Genomic DNA, 18,601 nt, shown 5'->3' with positions numbered 1-18,601 from the left:
CGGTACCGGCGAAACCGACGAGCCCGTCGACCGCGCGGCCTGATCAGGCAGTATCGTCCCGGGATGAACCCGGTGACGCCGACGCTGCCCGCGAGCACTGCGATGCTCCACTACTACCTGCTGCACCCGACCGGCGGGGATGACGCGGCGGGGGCGGGGCTGCTGGTCGAGGAGTTCGTGCTGGGCGACGACCTGTCGGCCGTACGGCTGCGCAGCGCCTGCTGGACGGCGGACGCCGGCTGGCGGAGTTCGGCCACGTTCGTGCGGACGGTCCGCACCGACCCACGCCTGCGTTCCCGGTTGGCGGCCGTCAACCGCCCCGGGGCGGAGGCGGCGTACGGCCGGCTCGGCGGCGGGGCGCTGCCGGACGAGGACGCGCTGCGCCGGCAGTTCAGCGACGACGTCCCGCTGGGGGCCGGTACGCCGCTGCGGCTGGGCGCCGGCCCGGCGGTGCACCGGGTGCTCTTCGCCGGCGAACCGGACGGTGACGCGATAGCCCGCCTGTCGGCGTTGCTGCGGCTCGGCGCCGCCTCGGGCCCGGACGTGAGCGATCCTGGCGTGGTCGGCACCGGCCGGCTGCGGGTCAACGACACGAACCACGTCTGGCAGCTCCGCCGTGTCGGCGGTGTCGCCTGGAGCATCGACGTGACGTCCGACCCGGCCGGTGGTGACGGCCTACGCTGGGTGCTGCGCCAGGTCACCGACGTGGCCCGCTGGCACGGCCTGGTCCCCGCGACGATCGAGCGTCTCTCCTGACCACCGGAGCCGGCCGGGTCCCGCCTGGCCCGGGCGGCCGACCGCGGACCGGATCGGGAGACACGCCCCGGCGACAGGTCGACGCCGCGGAGGCCCTGAAGAGGGGTTCGGGCCTCCGCGGCGTCGCACGGCACCGTCAGTCGGCCGGGTTGACCCACACGTCGGTGACCCACAGCGGGTGGTTGCAGTTGGCCTGCGACCAGGTCGGGCCCGGCTGCAGCCACGGCCCGGTCCGGTAGGTGCCGTCGCTGCACCGCACGAGCACCTGGAACGCGGGCATGCCGTAGTTGCACCGGGCGATGCCGTAGTACCAGCCCATCTCGGCGAAGCAGCCCGCCGGCGGTTGGTGGACGCCGGCGGAGGCCGGGCTCGCGACGCCGACCAGGCCGCCCACGGCCATCGACGTGGTGGCCGCACCGAGGGCGAGGCGGCGGATGATCTTGGAAATACTCATGCCGACGAAGGTATTGATCGTCGCTGTCGCGCCGCTGTCACGCCGCTGTCGCGTCCGGCCGGCCCGCGCCGACCTCACCAGGACAAGGGAACGCGGCGCCCGGTGCGTGCCGGTGGGCCCATCCGATCGGCGCGACGAGGCCCGCCCAACAGCGGAGCGCCGACGACCGGGCCCTCCCCGTAGCCGCAACCGCCGTCCTGGCACAGCCGGTGACAACAGTCCCGGGTCCAACTGGTATCCACAACCGTGGTGGATCGCGCCGGACGGCCGCGGGCTTCGGCCCCGCGCGGTTCTCGACGGCGATCGGCGAGGGGAGGTCGAATGGCGGGTCGGGTGTCGAGTCGACGCCGGCGGCGGCGGGGCAGGGTCGGTGGCACGTCCGACGTGGCCGGGCGTGCGTGGTCGCCGTGGCGGGTCGTCGTCGGGTTCGGCGTGATCAGCCTCGCCGGGGACATGGTGTACGAGGGCGCCCGTTCGGTGTACGGTCCGCTGCTGGCCTCGCTGGGCGCCTCGGCGGTCGCGGTCGGGCTGGTGACCGGGGCCGGTGAGGCCGCGGCGTTGCTGCTGCGCCTGGTTTCCGGGCCGCTGGCGGATCGGACACGCCGCTACTGGTCGCTGACGATCCTCGGGTACGCGTTGACCGCGATCTGCGTGCCGCTGCTCGCCGTCACCCCGCTGCTGGGTGGCGCCGGCATGGCCGTCGCCGCGGCACTGATCGTCGCCGAACGGCTGGGCAAGGCGATTCGCAGCCCCGCCAAGTCGGCCCTGCTCGCCGACGCCGCCACACATGTGGGATTGGGTCGGGGCCTGGGCGTGCACAAGGCACTGGACCAGATCGGCGCCTTCGCGGGTCCGTTGCTCGTCGCCGGAGTCGTCGCGCTGGCCGCGGGCACGCTGTGGCCGGGGCTGGCCGCACTTGCCATCCCCGGGGCCGTCACCATGCTGCTGCTGGTCGTCGTGCGGGCCCGGGCGGCCGCCCCCGTACCGGCCCACGCGCCGCCGGACGAGGCCGCACCGCGCCCGCCGGCCGGTCCCGCGGGCCGGGTGTCGCTGCCGGCCCGCTTCCACTGGTTCGCGGCGGCGATGGCGCTGTGCACCGCGGGCCTGGTGACGTTCGGGCTGATCGGTTTCCACCTCGTACGCGCCGGCGTCGTCGCGACCGCCGCGGTGCCGCTGCTGTACGCGGCGGCGATGGGCGCGGCTGCGCTCGCCGCGCTGGTGACCGGCCTGATCTACGACCGGGCCGGCCCGTGGGTGCTGGTGGCGCTTCCCGCGCTGGTTGCCGCCGTGCCCGTACTGACGTTCGGCGGAGGCCCGCTGCTGGCGGTGGCCGGCGTGCTGGTCTGGGGTGCCGCCGTGGGTGTGCAGGACTCCACCGTCAAGGCCCTGGTGGCCGATCTCGTGCCCGGCGCGCGCCGGGCCACGGCGTACGGGGTGTTCGCCGCCGTGCAGGGTGCGGGTGCCCTGGCCGGCGGCGCTGCCGCGGGAGGACTGTACGAACACTCCGCGGCGAGCCTGATGGTGGCCGTGGCGATCTCACAGGCCGCCGCAGCAGTGGCACTGGTGGGCATTCTGGCGAGGATCCGCGCCGCGCGCCGAGCCTGAGGGATGGCTCGCGACCGGGTGCGGGGCGGGGGACGGGCCGTCCTGCTACCTGCTGCGTCGGACGCTCCGCACGCCGAACGCGATCGCGCCGACGACGAGCACGGCGCCCATGAGCTGGAGGCCCGGGGAGTCGTCGGCCTCCCCGTGCACGATGCCGGCGACGCCGAGCGCGACGACGACGAGGGCGAGGAAGTACTTCATCGGATCTCCTGTCTGAGGCTGGGCCCGCGGCCGACCCTGCCGGTGCGCGGGTGGACGTCGTCGACGTGCTCAGTGCGTGGCGTGCCCGTCATTCCTCGACCCACTCGAGCAGGTCACCGGGCTGGCATTCGAGCACCCGGCACATGGCCTCCAGGGTGCTGAAGCGGACAGCCTTGGCGCGACCGTTCTTCAGCACGGCCACGTTCGCCGGCGTGAGCCCGACGCGCTCGGCGAACTCACCGACGCTCATTTTGCGTTTCGCCAGTTCGACGTCGATGCGGACGACGATGGGCATCAGATCACCGCCTCCATGTCGGTACGCAGCGTCGTGGCCTGCCGCAGCAGCGCACGCATCACCACCATCAGCAGCCCCAGCACGGCGACTCCCACCAACATCAGGAACAGCAGGAGCGGCAGGCCGGGATCTGTCGCTCTGAAACCGACGTAGAGAAACACGCCCAGCAGCACCACCCAGGCGGCGACGATCGCCCACACGATCGCATTCACCCAGCCCATGGAGGCGTCGCTGAAGATGCGGTCGTTCTTGACCAGAGTGAGCAACTTCCAGGTCGCCACGATCACCACCTGGATGCACAGCACCCAGAACACCGTGATGGCAGTCATCGGCCACCTGAGGTAGGCGAGGTCCGGGGACTCCTTGGCCATGTGCGCGAACTGCCCGGGCAGCGACATGGTCTGGAACAGAACCAGGATTCCGAACAGCAACACGAGGAAGACTCTGAGCGGGGCGACCGCTCGATGCTCGGCAAACATGCATCGACTATCGCTCGCAACCTATCGATTGTCAATCGGTTCGACGATCTACCGCGGGACGACGGCATCCAGCCCACCGGGAGCACCCAGCGCCAGGCGTACGACATGGTCGCCGAGCGCTACGGGCCGGGCTGGAACGCGCCGCCGGTCGTCATCGGGGTCGACGCGGACGAGGCGGGCGTGACCAGGCTGGCCCGCGCACTCGCCGTCGATCCGGACGTCGATCCGGCCACCCCGCCGAAGTCCGGTAAGGACGGCGAGAGCGCGATGCCGGCAGGCGGCCTCGCCGGGAACCCGTGTCCACCACCCACCGGGCTCACACTCCGCGGCACCCGTTACCTGTCCGCCCGGCCGATTCGTGCCGACTTGGGCCGCCTGGGTTTCGATGGCGGAAACAGGAATCAGCTTCCGGAAGAAGGCTCCGTGTGACCTATTCTGAATACCCGCGCCCCTGCGAGCGCGTCAGCACACGTGGCACATTAACGCTCCGCCAGATCAGGATCTATGTAACCGTTTCCGGCCTCCACGGCTACTCTCGGTCGTATTGTTCAGGCCTTGACAGCCCCTTATGCTCTTCCCGTGTTGATCTATCGTCTCCGGGCCGAACGGCGTATGCCGTCCGGCTACCCCACCACGGGGGCTCGGACCGTTGCTTGATGAATCTGCGCGCCCTCGGACACCGACGGGCGCCCCCGGGTCGGATATGCCTCGGTCGGGCGGCGACAGGCGGCGCCTCCGCCGGCGCTCGGTACGTTTTCAGATCTGGTCGCTGCTGGTGGTGGCGTTCGCGACGCTCCTGCCGCTGTGGGCCTTCGGCATGTATCTCACCGTTCCCAGTGCGGTGTCGACCAGCCAGAGCCAGCAGCGGAACCTGGAAATCGGCGTACCCACCGACGCGCTGGATGCCGCGTTAAGTGCGGAACGCAAGGCGTCGGTGGTGTATCTGGCAAACCGTGGAACGGGCCGATCCGCGCTCGAAGAAGCGCGCGCCGTCACGGATCAGGCCGCCGACAAGTACCGCAACGACGCGATTGACGTAATCGGCGAAATCGGCGAGGGATCCACCAGTCCGTTGGCGCGGGAATTGCTTGGCCGCCTCGGGGAATTGCCCCGTCAGCGCTCCGCGATCGACAGCGGAACGGCAGAACCGGCGCAGGTTTTCGCGTACTACAACGCCGCCATCGACAACGGCATTCGCGTTCTGAACTCCCTCACGAATGTGGACGACAAGGGGGTGCACAGTTTCGGTGAGGCGTTGTCCCGCCTCGCCCGCGCCCGGGCGCTGCTGCAGGAGGTGGACGCCCGGGTGTCCGCCGCGATCGCCGCCGGGGTCATGACCCGCGACGCCTGGTACGCCCTGGTCACCAACATCGGCGCGGTCAACGGCACGTACGCCACGGCGCTGCCCAACCTGCCCGCCGAGGTCTCGGCGGAGTACAACAGGATCGCGAGCAGCGAGGCGATGAGTCGGCTGCGCGCGCTGGAGGAGACCGTTGCCCAGACGCGGCCCGGCACCCGCATCGGGGTCACCGCGGCGGAGTGGGACGCCGCGACGAAGGCCGTGCTCGATGAGGTGCACGCCTTCGAGTTGAGGACCGCCAACGTGTGGGGCACCAGCGCCGAGCCGGTCGCGCGCTGGGCCCTGATTCGGGCCGCCATCGCCACCGGGTTCGGTCTGCTCGGCGTCTTCGCGCTGGTGACCGTGTCGATTCGCACCGGCCGGACCCTGATCCGGGAGAGCACCCTGCTGCGCAACCGGATGGACGACGTCGCGACCGTACGGTTGCCGCAACTGGTGCAGCGGCTCCGCGCCGGCACGGACGTCAACCCCGACGAGCTCACCAGGGGCCGGGCCGCCGAACGGCCACGCACCAAGGAACTCGACGACCTGGGCGGCTCGTTCGACCGGGTCCATCGGGTCGCCGTCGAGGCGGCCAGCGGCGAGGCGAAGCTCCGGCAGGGCGTGTCCCGGGTGTTCGTCAACCTGGCTCGACGCAACCAGACGCTCCTGCACCGCCAACTGAAGCTGCTGGATGAGATCGAGCGGCAGAACAGCGACCCTGATCAGCTCGCGCAGTTGTTCTCGCTGGACCACCTGGCCACCAGAATGCGCCGCCACGCCGAAAGCCTGATCATTCTGTCCGGTGAGGCGCCGGGCCGGGGTTGGAGCAACCCGGTGCCGCTGCAGGACGTGGTGCGCGCGGCGGTCACCGAGGTGGAGGACTACCCGCGGATCAACGTGCACGTGCCGCCGTCGGTAGGCATCGTCGGCCCGGTCGTCGCCGACCTCATTCACCTGCTCGCCGAGCTGATCGAGAACGCGGCACTCTACTCGCCCGCCGACACGCAGGTGCAGGTGCGGGGCATGAGGGCAGCCAACGGCTTCGTGGTCGAGGTCGAGGACGCCGGTGTGAGCATGAGCGAAGCCACGATGTCGGAGCTGAACTCGCAGCTCGCGGATCCGCCTGAATTCGACCTGTCGGACGGAAGCCAGCTCGGCCTGTTCGTCGTCGGTCAGCTCGCCGCTCGGCAGGGCATCCGCGTCTCGCTGCGCGGCTCGCCCTACGGCGGTACCACGGCGATCGTGCTGCTGCCGCCCACCCTGCTCGCCGAGGTCAACGCCGACCCCCCGCTGGAGCGTGTGCCGGCCGGCCGGCTCAACGGGGTCGACCACGCGCAACGGGACGCGTTCGCCACCAACCGCCCTCCTGCCGAGGCGCCGCGCCAGCCCGCCGCGCCGGTGGCAGGCCGGTCGGAGCTGGACGCGCCGACGAGACCGGCGCTGGACCTGCGCTCGCTGGACCTGCCCACACTGGACCTGCCCGCGCTGAACCTGCCGCCGGTGCGGCGCAATCCGGTGGAGGTCATGCCCGACGCCGACCGGCCGGCGCTGCCCCGCCGCTCCCGCCAGGCAGCCCCCCCTGCGTACCCGGGGGCCAGATCCAGCCGTGCGGGGGCCGCCCCCGCACAGCCCGAACCGGTGCATGACCGCAACCCCGACGAGGTCCGGTCAATGATGTCCGCCATCCAGCTGGGCTGGGACGGGCTGCGCCCCGAAAACCTGAGGTCCGATAATGACGCCGGCGTGAATTTCGGCGCGCCGTCGTCAACACCCGCACGGGAGAGTGATCAGAATGACTGAGTCGGCTGCGGACGCTGGCGGCCTTGCCTGGCTGCTGGACGGCTTCGCGAACCGCGCCCCCGCCGTCCGGCACGCAGTCATCCTGTCCAGCGACGGCCTCCTCGTGGCGCGTACCAGAAATCTGGACCGCAACGACGCCGACCACCTCAGTGCCGTCGCGGCGGGCTTCCACAGCCTCGCCAACGGCGCGGGCGATCATTTCGACTGCGGTGAGGTGCGCCGGACGGTGGTGGACCTGACCCGCGGCTTCCTGTTCGTGACGGCCGCCGGCGCCGGGGCCCGGCTGGCCGTCGTGGCCGAGCCCGACGCGGACGCGGGGCTGATCGCCTATGAGATGTCGATGCTGGTACGCCGGATGGGTGAGCACATGGCGACCCTTCCGAGGCACCAGAGCGCTGCGTACGAGACCCGGTGACCCCTGATGGCGGCATGGCGGAGGTCGTCGGGAGGCAACGAGTGGCTTGACGACGAGGCGGGGCCCTTGGTGCGACTCTACGGCGTGACCTCGGGCAGGACCCACACCGCGAAGATCTCGCTGGATCTGCTCACCGTGATCGCCGCCGTCAACGTCCATCCCGCCGCCATCCAGCTTCTCGGTCCGGAGCACGTCGCGATCCTGCGGTTGTGCGCGCGGCCGACCGCGGTGGTCGAGATCGGCGCCGACCTCGACCTGCCCCTGGGCGTGCTCCGCGTGCTGCTCGCCGATCTCCACGAGTTGGAGTTGATCACCATTCGCCCGCCGAACCACGGCGCACTGCAGGCCAGTGTGCATCTTCTGGAGGAACTGCTCGATGGTCTTCAGAGACTCTGACACCCGGGCCACGCCGCAGGAGCCAGCCTCGCTGAAGATCCTCGTCGCGGGCGGGTTCGGCAGCGGCAAGACGACGCTGGTCGGCTCGGTCAGCGAGGTGCGCCCGTTCCGCACGGAGGAGACGCTCAGCGACCGCTCGGTCGGGGTCGACTCGACCGCCGGCGTCGAAGCCAAGCGAACCACCACCGTCGCCATGGACTTCGGGCGCATCACGCTGAGTCCGCGACTCGCGCTGTACCTGTTCGGCACCCCGGGTCAGGACCGGTTCTGGTTCATGTGGGACGAGCTGACGCTCGGCGCGCTCGGTGCGATCGTTCTCGCGGACACCCGCCGGCTGCCCGACTCGTTTCCCGTGATCGACTACTTCGAGCAGCGCGGCACGCCCTTCGTGGTCGCCGTGAACTGTTTCGAAGGCGCACCCAGATATCTGCCGGAAGAGGTTTCCGACGCGCTGGAGCTGCCGCCCTCCGTCCCGGTCGTTCTCTGTGACGCGCGGGACCGGGAGTCGACCAAGTACGTGCTCACCACCCTGGTCACCCACGTGCTCACCGCCAAGGCCCACGCTCACTGAGCGTCCCGTCCGCAGCGGCACCGCGGCCGGCCGCTGCCATGTGGGGACCGCACCTGCGGAGGTGGCCGGGGTGGGTTGGGCGACCCTGTTCGGGAGGTGCCCACCCCGGCCAGGAACCGGCTCGGCAACGCCGGCCCCTCCTCAGCGCGGCGCCGAGCCGGATTCCGTTACAGCCGGTCCGCATGCCGGGCATCCCGCGCCTCCGAGGCTGTGGACGCGCGCAGCAGGCGGCTGACCACGGCGGCGTCCTGGCCGACCCAGCCGAGCAACGCGGATCCCCTGTTGCGCTGGAACGGCAGGCCGACGTAGTACAGGCCGGGTACCGGGCTCACGCCGTCGACGTGGACGGGCAGCCCGTCGGCCGGGTCGACGGCGCCCGGCACCCACAGCCAGCCGAAGTCGGCGCGGAAGCCCGTCGCCCAGACCACGACGGAGGGCGTCAGCTCCTGTCCGTCCGCCGTCCGCAGAGTCCGGCCCCGCGCGCCGGTGACCCGACCGACAACGCGGACACCCCGTCGCCGCAGGGTGCGCGGACCGCTCCCGATCAGGGGGTCCCGCGCCCGGATCCGCCGCCCCAGCCAGCCCTCGGCGGGCGCCTGTACCGCCCCGAGGGCCTCCAGCCAGGTGAAGATGTCGACGCCGAGGGGGCGCTGCGGAAGGACCGGCTGCCGCGTCCCGAGCGACAACGTGACGGAGCGCGATGCCGCCAGCTCGGCGGCGATCTGCACGCCGGAGTTGCCGCCCCCAACCACCAGGACCGGGCCGTCGGGAAGGTCGGCGGGGCGCCGGTAGTGGGCGCTGTGCACCTGGAACAGTTCCGCGGCCAGGGCACCGCCCAGCGCCGGGACATGAGGGACCTGGAAGGGGCCGGTCGCCACGACCACCGCCCGCGCCGTGCGGACCCCGTCGGCCGTGACGGCCTCGAAGGCACCCTCGGAGGTCCGCCGCAGCAGCCGTACGGCCGCGCCGTGCTCGACGGGCAGAGCGTGGTGTTCGGCATAGGCCGCCAGGTAGTCGGCCACCTCGTCCTTGCTGGGATAGTGGCCGGGCGGAGCGGGGAAGGGCAGGCCGGGCAGGGCGCTGTGCCGCGCCGGGGTGAACAGCCGCAGCGAGTCCCAACGGTTTCGCCACGTGTCCCCGACCCGCGTTCCCGCGTCCAGCAGGAGGATGTCGAATCCGGCGCGGCGCAGCTCGTACCCCGCGGCGAGACCGGCCTGGCCCGCACCGATGATGAGAATTTCTGTCACGACACCACGATTCCCCGGCGTGACGGTCCAGGGCTTGGACGAACCTGCTAACCGTCCCACCGCACCCCGCGCAGCAGCTCGGACGGCGCCAGCCCGAACATGCTTCGGAACACCCTGGTCAGGTGGGAGGAGTCGGCGAAGCCGGCCTCGTGGGCGGCCTGCGTCAGGGACCCGCCCGACGACAACAACAGCAGGGCGGTGCGCAGCCGTTCCCACCGCACGTAGGCACGGAACGGCAGCCCCAGCTCCTGCCGGAACAGGTGCGACAGCCTGCTCGGCGACAGGTGCACGGCTCGCGCCACCTCGTCGAGCGCGACCCTGCCGGGCAGCAGGGCGGGAACCAGTTTCACCGCCTCGGCCACGGCAGGGTGTCGCGGGCGCGCGGTCGGGATCTCACCGCGCGCCGCGGACCGGATCACCGCGTCGATCGCGTCCGTCGACGAGGCGTCGCCCGGAGGCAGTGGATATGGATCGAGCCGCCACTGCGCGGCCGAAGCGGACCGCCCTTCGCCGCGATCAAGCAGCCGGCCGAGACTGGACACCGGGTCGATCAACGCGAGCAGGCCGTCCGCCGCGCCCTGGACGATGGCGTGCGCGGTGTTGGCCGGAATCAGCGCCGCGCGGCAGGAATGGTCGGTGCCGTCGGCACCACGGAGCACCAGGGCGGTGTCCCGGGCGACGAGCAGTTGCACCGCGTGGTGCGAATGCGTCCCGGCCGCACCGATCTCGCCGCGGTAGTAGATCCGGCCCGGCGCCAGCCCCACCCACCCCCGCCACGTCGCGTTCAACTCGCCCGTTCCCTGCTTCCTGCTCCCTGGGCGTCGCCGGCACGGGACCGCGGTCGCCGGGCCTCGTCACCGCAGCGAGCGTACGCGCGGCTGCCGACCGCTGACGGTCACGTTCATCTGACCGGACCGCAGAACCGGCTCGGTGCGAAGGGGCTGCCGGGTGGCGCGGTGGGTCGCCACACCGGATTCAGCTCGATGGCGAGGGCGGGCGCGTGCCAGGCCGCCACCAGCCGCTGGAGCAGGCCGAACTCGCTGCGCCGGCGGTCGACGTCCGCACCGGCGAGGAAGTCGAGCAGGTCCTCGTTGGCGTCCGTTCGTTCGATGATCTTGCCGTGGAAGGTCAGCACCTCCACGACCGGGATATGGATCAACTGACCCGGTGGGGCCTCGGCTGCGGTCACCGTCGGCAGGAAGGCGATCACCCGTACGCCCTGGACGGGGCACAGAGTCTGGTAGCGGTAGAAGGGCGCCTCGTCGAGCAGCGAGCGGATGAACGGCTCGTCCGGCGTGCTGGCCGCCTCGCTGCCGATGGTCGTCACGTGGAACATCGCCCGCAACACCCACCCGGTCGCCAGCCCCCAGCCGGTGCTGGCGTCCGGCGGCGGGTAGTACGTCCGCGCGGTGCGGACCAGCGGGCTGAACATCGCCAGCGCCCGCACCGGAGAGCCGGGCAGGTCCCGCAGGTAGGTGCGGGCCACCATCACCCCCTCGCTCTGCGCGACCAGGGCGACCGGCCGTCCGGTACGCCGGTGTACCGCCTCGACCTGGCGGGCGAGCAGTTGGGAGCTGGACCTCAGTGACCGATGGGTGGCCCTCGGCCCGTACGGCAGCGGGCGCCCGCCCGCGTCCAGGCCGGCGTAGGAGAACCGCTCCACGTTCGGATCCGCCGCGGGCCGGCCGTCGTAGTCGGAGTTGTGGCCGGCGAGCAGGACCACCGCGTACGGCACCCGCTCGGGCAGCGGCCGGCCGAGGATCGGCGGCGTGAAGGGGGTCGCCTGCCGGCGGGACTCGAAGAGCGCCTGCGCTGTCAGGGGGATGGCCAGGGCCAGCACCACCACGACCGGCACCACCGGCACCCGCCGCCACCGTACCCGTTTCTGGAGGACGGCCGCCCGCACCGTCCGGTTCCACAGCAGGCCGTTGACCGCGCCGGCGGCCGCGGCGACGAACGGCGCCAGGAGCTGGGGAGCGCTCCACACCAGCCCACCGGCCACACTAGATCACCACGAAGTCGAGCAGCGACCAGGCCACCAGCTCGGCCGAGGGCAGCCCCCGCCACAGGCCTCGGCCCACCGACATCCGCTGCAGGAAGGGAGCGAGCAGCATCATCGGGATCAGCGAGGCGAACAGGAACCAGGACAGCGAGGCCACCGACGCCGCGACCGAGTACGCGGCGAACGGCAGGACGAGAACCGCGCCCAGCGCCGCCACTTCGAGGTTGCGCCGCACCAGCGCCCGGTACGGCGGCCGTGGAACGCGTGCCGGCCAGGCGAGGCCGACCAGCGCCGCGGTCAGCACCCCGCGCAGCAGGATCACGCCCAGCAGCCCGGCCCAGAACGTCAGCCAGGTGTTGTGGTAGACCAGCAGCCAGCGCATGTCGTGGTAGGAGTCGTACGGCCAGACCGCCGAGGCCTGCGGGGCGAGCCCCTCTGCCGTGGCGAACCCGCTCGGCATGAGCACGAGCACCTCGGCCAGCGGGACCACCGCGGCGACCCCGAGGAGGGCCACCAGCCGGCGCCGGGTCGATCGCACCAGTCCCCCTTCGGCCCGCGACTCTTCGCCGACTTTCCCGCGTCACGGCAGCTACAGGGGCTGTTTCGGAGGAATCGGTCCGTCGAGCGCGACCAGGGGTGCGGCCCGGGCGCGGGCGTTCGGGTGCGACGGCTCAGTGTGTGGGCGTTCCGTGGGCGGCCTTCCTCCTGCGTGTGGTGCGTGCGGCGTACGCCCGGCGCATCTTGACGTAGTTGCCGCAGCCGGCCATGGAGCACCAGCGGCGGGCCTGGTTCCGGGAGGCGTCGTAGTACGCCCAGCGGCAGGTGTCCCGGGCGCACACCTTCAACCTCGTCCAGCTCTGCTCCGCTCCGCACTGCCGGACGGCGTCCAGCAGGGCTGCCAGAGCGTGGTCGAGGGCGGCGTCGCGGGCGGCGACGAGGCGGTGACCGCGGTCGGTGAAGGTCATCCGCACCGGTACCCCGGCCAGTGCCTGGTCGAGTCGGTGCAGCGCGGCGGGGTCGGCCGGATGGCCGGCGTGGCCGAGCAGCACCGCGCGCAGGCCCTCGCGGACGGTCACGGCGACGGCGAGGTCGGCCGCCCGCAGCCGAGCGTCGGGGCGGAGCAGCCGCCGTTCGGCGAACCAGTCCCGGAGCCGGTCGGGGGCGGTGAGCGACTCCTCGTCGGTCTGCGGTTCGAACGTGTTGACGAAGTCCCGGAGCAGACGGGCGGCGGGCGGGATCACGTCCTCCTCGCTCATCGCACCCCCTCGGCTCACACCAGCGTAATTCCTTGACAGGTGTCACTCTGCCCGTACACCATCAAAGGGGTTTCGCTGGTGTAGCAGGAACGCGACGAAGGCGGGGAAGGCCCGATGCCCAACACGCTCCGCGACGTGGCGCGGTTGGCCCAGGTGTCGGTGAAGACGGTCTCCAACGTGGTGAACGGCCACCCGCACGTCAGCGCCGGGATGCGCCGCCGCGTCGAGGCCGCCGTCGAGGCGCTGGACTACCGTCCGAACCGCTCCGCCCGGACCCTGCGGACCGGGCGGACCGGGATGCTCGCCCTGATCGTGTCGGAGGCGGACCTGCCCGGGATCGGCGTGCTCGCGCGGGCGGTCGTCCACGCCGCAGCAGGGCACGGCTACCGCGTCGTCGTCAACGCGATCGGCTCCGGCCCCGGGCGCCCCGGCACCGCGAACCCTCCGTTGCCGGTCGACGGCTGCCTCCTGCTCGCCGACCTCCCGGCCGCGCCGGGCGTCGGCGGGCTGCCCCTCGTCCGGCTCGGCCGGCCCGCCGCCGGCGGTCACGTGGACCGGGTCGGCATCGACCACATCCGTGCCGGCCGCGACGCCACGGCACACCTCCTGGGCACCGGCCGGCGGCGCATCGCCGCCATCGACGCCGGACCGGGCGAGCCGTCCCCGACACCGCCGGGCATCCAGGGGTACGCCGACGCCCTCCGCGCCGCGGGCCTCGCCCCGCTCCCCGGCCACCTCCTCCGGGCACCCTCCCATCAGCGCGCCGACGGCTACCGGGCCGCCCGTACGCTGCTGGCCCGACACCAACGCCCGGACGCCGTCTTCTGTGCCTCGGACTCCCTGGCGATCGGCACCCTGTGCGCCGCGTTCGACGCCGGCGTACGCGTCCCGGACGACCTCGCGGTCATCGGGGTCGGCGGCAGCGAGGAGGGGCGGTGGGCGCGTCCGGCGCTCAGCACCGTCTCCGCCGACACCGGGTTCGTCGCCCGCCAGGCCGTGGCCCGGCTGGTCGCCCGCATCGCCGCGCCGGACGCCGCCCCGGTCGACGTGGTGGCCCCCCACACCCTGCTGCCCCGGGCGAGTACGCGGAGGGCCGACCGGCCCGGCGCGGTCCGCGCCTCGTGCTGACCCGGTCTGCCCGCGAACGGGGACCGGGACGTCGGGTCGAGCAGCGGACCAGGCTCCGACCGGCCTGCGACCCCGACGAGACGTCGCGCGTCCGTCGGATTCGCGGCCCGCCGGAGGGGGACGGAAACCCGCGTGCCGGTCACGGCTGCCGCCGCCGTACGGCTGCCTCGTGCGCCTCCTGCCCACGGAACCGACGACGGTACGTGGCCGGGGTGACGCCGGCGACCCTCAGGAAGGCCCGACGCATCGTTTCGGCCGAGCCGAAACCACAGAGACGAGCGATGGAGGTGACGCCGGCATCTCCGGCTTCGAGGAGGGCCCGGGCCGCGTGCACCCGGATCAGTTCGACGTACCGGGCCGGGGTGGTGCCGGTCTCGCGGCGGAACAGCCGGGTCAGCTGGCGCTCGCTGACCGCCGCGCGGGCCGCCATGGTGGCGAGGGTGTGTTCGGCCGACGGTTGCGTCTCGACCGCGTCGAGCACCCGGCGCAGGACCGGCCCGGCCGGCGCGGGCCCGACGCCGGCCGAGTCACGTTGCGCCCGGCCACCGGGCCGGTGGACAGACCCGGCCAGGTGTCTGGCGACCGTGCGCGCCCGGTCGACGCCGAGGTCCTCGGCCACGAGGGCGAGCGCGAGGTCGATGCCCGCGGTCATCCCGGCCGAGGTCAGGTGCGGGCCGTCGCGGACCCAGACGGCATCAGGTCGCACCGCGACGCCAGGGAACCGTGCCGCCGGATCGCCGCAGACGGCCCAGTGGGTCCTCGCCCGCCGGCCCTCCAGCAGGCCCGCCTCGGCCAACACCAACGCCCCCGTACGGAAAGACGCCACCCGCCGCGCCGACCGGCCGATCCGCCGTACCTGTTCGACCACCGTGGTGGGTGGGCGGTTGCCGGCCGTCGTCGGACAGCCCGCAACCATCAGCGTGTCGACCGGCGTACGGACCTCGGGCAGTGCCAGGTCGACCCCGATCCACACGCCGACATCGGTACGCACCGGCCGCCCGTCGGGCGACACGAGCCGCATCCGGTAGCCGCCGGAGCCGTTCAGGACCTGGAGCGGTCCCGCCACGTCCAGGAGGACCGCACCGTCGTGCACGACGAGGACCACCTCACGCCCGTCATCAGCCGCCATACCCACAGGTCCGATGCGCCGGCCGGCTGGTTCCCGGACCGGGCTTACTCGCGCCGTCCCGTAGGCCGGCAGCGGCAGCGGGCACGCCTGATGCGGACCGGATCCCCTCGGATCCGGACCAGTCGCACAGAACCGGGAACCGCGGCGGTGACCGGGCCGACCAGTGCCACATGCACGGACATCAGCCGGGGACGTACTCGATCGGTCCAGGCCGAGCCATGAGGAGGTCATGAATGTTGACGATGGACGTCAGCCGACGGACGGTTCTGCGGGCCGCGGCCGCTGGCGGGGCGGGCATGGGGCTGGCCGGCACGGGCCTGGTCACGTCCGGCCCGGCCGCCCCGGCCTCGGCCTCGGCCGGGCAGCGCAGCGGCTCCACCGGCCCGGCCCGGAAGCTGCGCATCGCGATCCTGCTCTTCGACGGAGTCACGGCGGTGGACGCGATCGGCCCGTGCGAGGTGCTGTGCCGGATCCCGGGCGCCGAGGTGGTGACCGTCGGCAGGGAGTCCGGCCGGGTGCGGACGGACACCGGGGTGCTCACGCTCGGCGTGGACCACACGCTGAGCCAGGTGCGCACGGCCGACGTGCTGCTGGTGCCCGGGGGAAACGTCCGCGACGTGCAGGCGGACCCCGAGACGATCCGCTGGATCCAGCGGGTCCATCGGCACACGACGTGGACCGTCTCGGTCTGTACCGGATCCCTGGTGCTGGGCGCGGCCGGCCTGTTGCGCGGGCTGCCGGCCACCACGTACTGGGCGCTCAAGACCGAACTCGCCCAGTTCGGCGCGACGTTCGTCCCGAGCCGCTTCGTCGAGGCAGGTCGGATCATCACCGCGGCCGGCATGTCCGCTGGGATCGACATGTCACTGCATCTCGCCGCCAAGCTCGCCGGTGACCGGATCGCACAGGCCCTACAACTGGTCGTGGAATACGACCCTCAACCGCCGTTCGACACGGGCAGCCCCGACAAGGCCGGTCCGGAGCTGACCAGCCTGGCACTGCGGCTGCTCAGGAATTCCGGCGCCCGCTGACCCGGGTCTGGGGAAGCGGGCCGGTCAGGGCGCCGGATCGCGCTGTTCGAACCGGATACTGCGCAGGATCGAGACCATCACCCGGCAGTACTCGGCCCAGTCGGCGAGGCTCGGGGTGGTGAGGCGTAGGACCAGTAGGTACGGCGCGTCGGGCAGGGGCACGACCGCCTGGACGTTGGCGACCGGGACGACTGTCGGTTCCGGCTGCGCGCCGAGCCGCGTGGGGATCGGCGCGCCGGACCCGGCCAGCACGACCACCGCCGGACCACACGGCAGGATACGTCGCTCCACCCGCTGGTACGGCCCCGCCGCGCGTTCGAACTGCGTGGCCAGCCGGTCCGCAGCGAGGTTCACGTCCAACTGCTCCGCGGGCTCCAGAGCGACCAGCAGGGACGACACGCTGGCCTTGCCGTCGGCCACCAGGCAGCTGAACCCGTAGTAGAGCAGCGGGTAGCGGCTCAGCTCGACGACCTGCCGGTCGTACAGTGCGGCCAGGGACCGACGCTGGTCGGGGTCTCCCTCGGGTAGGAACCGGGCGGCGAGCTCGAACAGAGCCTGCCGGCGCTGGTCGGGGTCGGGGTGCAGCGGCATCGCGTGGAACCAGGAGGGCACGGCGAATCCGACGCGGGGCAGCGCGGGCGGCGCCGTCTCGGTCACCGGGAGCACTAGTGGGCCACCGCCTTCTTCGCCTCCTGCAACCGTTCCGCCTTCTCCCGCTGTGCGGCGTCGTCCTCGCCCCCGCCCAGGCTCCACGCCCGCTCCATGGCGGCCGGGATGTCGTACCAGCCGTCCTGCCAGTAGTCGTCGACGTGGTTGGCGATGTCCTCCTGCTGCATGGAGTTCGCCGACGACTGCCAGCTTCCGTCGAAGAACGCCTCGTGCATGCCGCGAGTGACGTCGTCGAGGCCCTCAAGGGCCGGCCGCATCAGCCTTCCGAGGCCGATGGTGACGGCTCCGGCGATGTCGAAGGTCAGATCCTGGGCGGATACGTCGCCGCCGCCGAACCAGGCGGTGCCATGCAGAACGAGGGCGCCGACCCCGAGGATCGTGCTGGCACCCAGGCCGCTGCCGCCGACCACGATGAGCGCCCCGCCCAGCGGGGCGCCGTCTGTGGTGGGTCTGCCCTGGCCCACCTGACGGAGCCAGCCCGCCGCATCGACCTGTGGGTCCGCCCGTAGGCCACGTCAACGCGAAGCTCGACGGGTGACGCGGCGGCGAACCTGCAAGATCATTGCAATATGATCTTGGGCTTGGTTCGCGTCGGCGGGCGCACGGCGGGCATGCCCGCGTCCCCGCATCATCACGCACTACGAAGGAGAACCCCTCTTGCGTCTTCGCGTTGCAAGGGTCGCGCTGCCGCTCGTCGCCGTCGCGCTGCTGTCCGCCTGCGGTGGCGGCCAGGCCGAAACTGGTGACGACAGCGGCACCGGCATCCCGAAGTCCCCGGAAGACTCGTACGCAGCGATCATGAAGGCCATCTACGCCGCCGACTCGCAGCGGGTGTGCTCACTGATGACTCCGGACGCCGCGGACAGGTTCATCGGGGAGATGAGGCGATGGAAGGACGCTGAGGGCACGACCTGCGAGGGCGTGGTGGACTCCTTCGCCAGCCAGCAGTCAGGTCCGCCGCCGAAGGAGTGGGGGCCCACGATGTACGGCAAGGTCGAGTACCCCAACCAGTTCTTCGCGATGCTGGAGGCCTGCCCGCCGGACCCGAACGGCGGCTTCCAGGGGAACTTCGCCGCAGTGACCTGGAAGAAGCAGGACGACGGCTGGATCATCACCGAATTCGACATCAGCACCGGCTGCGGAGGCTGAGCCCGCCGACCACCCCTGTCTGACCTGGACCTGCCCAGCAGCGACCGGGACGTCGGACAAGAGCGCCGGCCTCCTCCTGTGGGAGGAGGCCGGCGCTCTCACCGCCCCTGGACGCACGCGCCAACAGGCCGCCGCGTGAGCCAGGACCAGCCCGTGGCGCGATCGGCCAACCGGTCAGGTGACGCCTAGCGTCGAGGCACGGCGAACCAGCCCACCGCAGTCAGGGCAAGGAGCAGCGACACCACGAGCAGGGCGACTCCCACCGAATGGGGCATGGGGATGAGAAACGGCGCCTGCTGGACCAGCAGGCACGCGCCGAGCAGCGCCTGACCCACGCCCATGCGGACGGGTTGGGACCGCTGCCTCGCCGTCAGGCGCGCGACCCGCACCCAGGCCACGGGAACCCGGCGCGACACGGCGACGCGGACACCGAAACCGATCATGGCGAGGCTGAGGACCACGATCACGAGGCGCACGGTGGTCACACAGACTCCAGGTCACTCGGGCTCATGCGCCCCATCGTTCAAGGCGTGTCAAGGTCGCATCTCCTCGTCACAGTCGCAGACCGTCCAGCCTCCCGGACGGGGACCAGGCAGGGCGCCCTACCAGACGCCTGACGGCTTCCGCAGCGGATCCGCGCACGGCCGGTCGCGGCCGGAGTGCGGCTCCCAGTTCG

General features: G+C 72.2%; 23 protein-coding genes. 10 read left to right on the top strand and 13 right to left on the bottom strand.

Annotated features, from left to right (window positions below; genetic code table 11):
• The first annotated feature begins 63 nt into the window (after window positions 1-63).
• Entirely contained in the window at window positions 64-756 is a 693-nt protein-coding gene (locus ACFY23_RS24085) for a hypothetical protein (RefSeq protein WP_350677203.1), read from the top strand.
• Between the two features lie 136 nt (window positions 757-892).
• Here the strand turns inward: ACFY23_RS24085 and ACFY23_RS24080 are convergent, their stop codons facing one another.
• A complete protein-coding gene (locus ACFY23_RS24080; RefSeq protein ID WP_350677201.1) occupies window positions 893-1,210 on the bottom strand; it encodes a hypothetical protein in 318 nt (105 codons plus the stop codon).
• A gap of 384 nt (window positions 1,211-1,594) precedes the next feature.
• On the opposite strand from ACFY23_RS24080, the gene ACFY23_RS24075 reads away from it, so the two are divergent.
• Window positions 1,595-2,815 (top strand): MFS transporter, encoded by a 1,221-nt coding sequence (locus tag ACFY23_RS24075; RefSeq protein ID WP_350677200.1) that lies wholly within the window; start codon window positions 1,595-1,597, stop codon window positions 2,813-2,815.
• A gap of 45 nt (window positions 2,816-2,860) precedes the next feature.
• Here the strand turns inward: ACFY23_RS24075 and ACFY23_RS24070 are convergent, their stop codons facing one another.
• The 3 genes from ACFY23_RS24070 to ACFY23_RS24060 form a co-directional block, all read right to left on the bottom strand.
• Window positions 2,861-3,016, bottom strand: a complete 156-nt coding sequence (locus ACFY23_RS24070; RefSeq protein ID WP_350677198.1) for a hypothetical protein — start codon at window positions 3,014-3,016, stop codon at window positions 2,861-2,863.
• 88 nt (window positions 3,017-3,104) lie between these two features.
• On the bottom strand, window positions 3,105-3,311 hold the full coding sequence (locus ACFY23_RS24065; protein WP_184690149.1) for a helix-turn-helix transcriptional regulator: 207 nt from the start codon (window positions 3,309-3,311) through the stop codon (window positions 3,105-3,107).
• The gene (locus ACFY23_RS24060; protein ID WP_350677196.1) at window positions 3,311-3,790 is read right to left on the bottom strand and encodes a DUF2975 domain-containing protein; all 480 of its coding nucleotides are present in this window, start codon (window positions 3,788-3,790) and stop codon (window positions 3,311-3,313) included. Before ACFY23_RS24060 ends, ACFY23_RS24065 begins: the two co-directional genes overlap by 1 nt.
• On the opposite strand from ACFY23_RS24060, the gene ACFY23_RS24055 reads away from it, so the two are divergent.
• The 5 genes from ACFY23_RS24055 (at window position 3,776) to ACFY23_RS24035 (ending at window position 8,314) form a co-directional block, all read left to right on the top strand.
• Complete coding sequence (locus ACFY23_RS24055) at window positions 3,776-4,219, top strand: hypothetical protein (protein WP_350677194.1); 444 nt, start codon at window positions 3,776-3,778, stop codon at window positions 4,217-4,219. The two genes, ACFY23_RS24060 and ACFY23_RS24055, sit on opposite strands and share 15 nt — an antisense overlap.
• A gap of 346 nt (window positions 4,220-4,565) precedes the next feature.
• On the top strand, window positions 4,566-6,932 hold the full coding sequence (locus tag ACFY23_RS24050) for a nitrate- and nitrite sensing domain-containing protein (RefSeq protein ID WP_350677192.1): 2,367 nt from the start codon (window positions 4,566-4,568) through the stop codon (window positions 6,930-6,932).
• A complete protein-coding gene (locus ACFY23_RS24045) occupies window positions 6,925-7,347 on the top strand; it encodes a roadblock/LC7 domain-containing protein (RefSeq protein WP_350677190.1) in 423 nt (140 codons plus the stop codon). Before ACFY23_RS24050 ends, ACFY23_RS24045 begins: the two co-directional genes overlap by 8 nt.
• A 69-nt stretch (window positions 7,348-7,416) precedes the next feature.
• A complete protein-coding gene (locus ACFY23_RS24040; protein WP_350677188.1) occupies window positions 7,417-7,743 on the top strand; it encodes a DUF742 domain-containing protein in 327 nt (108 codons plus the stop codon).
• Complete coding sequence (locus tag ACFY23_RS24035; RefSeq protein ID WP_350677186.1) at window positions 7,724-8,314, top strand: ATP/GTP-binding protein; 591 nt, start codon at window positions 7,724-7,726, stop codon at window positions 8,312-8,314. The genes ACFY23_RS24040 and ACFY23_RS24035 overlap by 20 nt, the downstream gene beginning before the upstream one ends.
• 167 nt (window positions 8,315-8,481) lie before the next feature.
• Here ACFY23_RS24035 and ACFY23_RS24030 read toward each other — a convergent pair whose 3' ends face one another.
• The 5 genes from ACFY23_RS24030 to ACFY23_RS24010 all read right to left on the bottom strand — a co-directional run bounded on the left by ACFY23_RS24030 (window position 8,482) and on the right by ACFY23_RS24010 (window position 12,819).
• Window positions 8,482-9,561, bottom strand: coding sequence for an NAD(P)/FAD-dependent oxidoreductase (locus tag ACFY23_RS24030; protein ID WP_350677184.1), 1,080 nt, complete (start codon window positions 9,559-9,561; stop codon window positions 8,482-8,484).
• A 47-nt stretch (window positions 9,562-9,608) separates the two neighbouring features.
• Window positions 9,609-10,349 (bottom strand): helix-turn-helix transcriptional regulator, encoded by a 741-nt coding sequence (locus tag ACFY23_RS24025; RefSeq protein ID WP_350677182.1) that lies wholly within the window; start codon window positions 10,347-10,349, stop codon window positions 9,609-9,611.
• A gap of 113 nt (window positions 10,350-10,462) precedes the next feature.
• Window positions 10,463-11,548 carry a hypothetical protein gene (locus ACFY23_RS24020; RefSeq protein ID WP_350819318.1) on the bottom strand — a complete coding sequence of 362 codons (1,086 nt, stop codon included), beginning with the start codon at window positions 11,546-11,548 and terminating at the stop codon, window positions 10,463-10,465.
• A 16-nt stretch (window positions 11,549-11,564) separates the two neighbouring features.
• On the bottom strand, window positions 11,565-12,101 hold the full coding sequence (locus ACFY23_RS24015; protein WP_350677177.1) for a hypothetical protein: 537 nt from the start codon (window positions 12,099-12,101) through the stop codon (window positions 11,565-11,567).
• 133 nt (window positions 12,102-12,234) lie between these two features.
• On the bottom strand, window positions 12,235-12,819 hold the full coding sequence (locus tag ACFY23_RS24010; RefSeq protein ID WP_350677175.1) for a CGNR zinc finger domain-containing protein: 585 nt from the start codon (window positions 12,817-12,819) through the stop codon (window positions 12,235-12,237).
• Window positions 12,820-12,933: 114 nt separating this feature from the next.
• Here ACFY23_RS24010 and ACFY23_RS24005 point away from each other — a divergent pair, with 114 nt between their 5' ends.
• A complete protein-coding gene (locus tag ACFY23_RS24005) occupies window positions 12,934-13,947 on the top strand; it encodes a LacI family DNA-binding transcriptional regulator (RefSeq protein WP_350677172.1) in 1,014 nt (337 codons plus the stop codon).
• A 139-nt stretch (window positions 13,948-14,086) separates the two neighbouring features.
• Here ACFY23_RS24005 and ACFY23_RS24000 read toward each other — a convergent pair whose 3' ends face one another.
• Window positions 14,087-15,076: a helix-turn-helix domain-containing protein gene (locus tag ACFY23_RS24000; protein ID WP_350677169.1), complete on the bottom strand. Its 990-nt coding sequence runs from the start codon at window positions 15,074-15,076 to the stop codon at window positions 14,087-14,089.
• Window positions 15,077-15,309: 233 nt separating this feature from the next.
• On the opposite strand from ACFY23_RS24000, the gene ACFY23_RS23995 reads away from it, so the two are divergent.
• Window positions 15,310-16,107 carry a DJ-1/PfpI family protein gene (locus ACFY23_RS23995; protein WP_350677167.1) on the top strand — a complete coding sequence of 266 codons (798 nt, stop codon included), beginning with the start codon at window positions 15,310-15,312 and terminating at the stop codon, window positions 16,105-16,107.
• A gap of 24 nt (window positions 16,108-16,131) precedes the next feature.
• On the opposite strand, the gene ACFY23_RS23990 is transcribed toward ACFY23_RS23995, so the two are convergent.
• A complete protein-coding gene (locus ACFY23_RS23990) occupies window positions 16,132-16,764 on the bottom strand; it encodes a hypothetical protein (protein WP_350677165.1) in 633 nt (210 codons plus the stop codon).
• Between the two features lie 8 nt (window positions 16,765-16,772).
• Complete coding sequence (locus ACFY23_RS23985) at window positions 16,773-17,240, bottom strand: hypothetical protein (protein WP_350677163.1); 468 nt, start codon at window positions 17,238-17,240, stop codon at window positions 16,773-16,775.
• 193 nt (window positions 17,241-17,433) lie between these two features.
• Here ACFY23_RS23985 and ACFY23_RS23980 point away from each other — a divergent pair, with 193 nt between their 5' ends.
• A complete protein-coding gene (locus tag ACFY23_RS23980; protein ID WP_350677161.1) occupies window positions 17,434-17,925 on the top strand; it encodes a hypothetical protein in 492 nt (163 codons plus the stop codon).
• A gap of 185 nt (window positions 17,926-18,110) precedes the next feature.
• Here ACFY23_RS23980 and ACFY23_RS23975 read toward each other — a convergent pair whose 3' ends face one another.
• Entirely contained in the window at window positions 18,111-18,410 is a 300-nt protein-coding gene (locus ACFY23_RS23975; protein ID WP_350677158.1) for a hypothetical protein, read from the bottom strand.
• Window positions 18,411-18,601: the final 191 nt, after the last annotated feature.

The organism is Micromonospora sp. NPDC000121 (assembly GCF_042899165.1).
GTDB lineage: Bacteria > Actinomycetota > Actinomycetes > Mycobacteriales > Micromonosporaceae > Micromonospora.
Note: the sequence above shows the minus strand (reverse complement) of the source record. Positions and strands in the feature narration are given on the sequence as shown.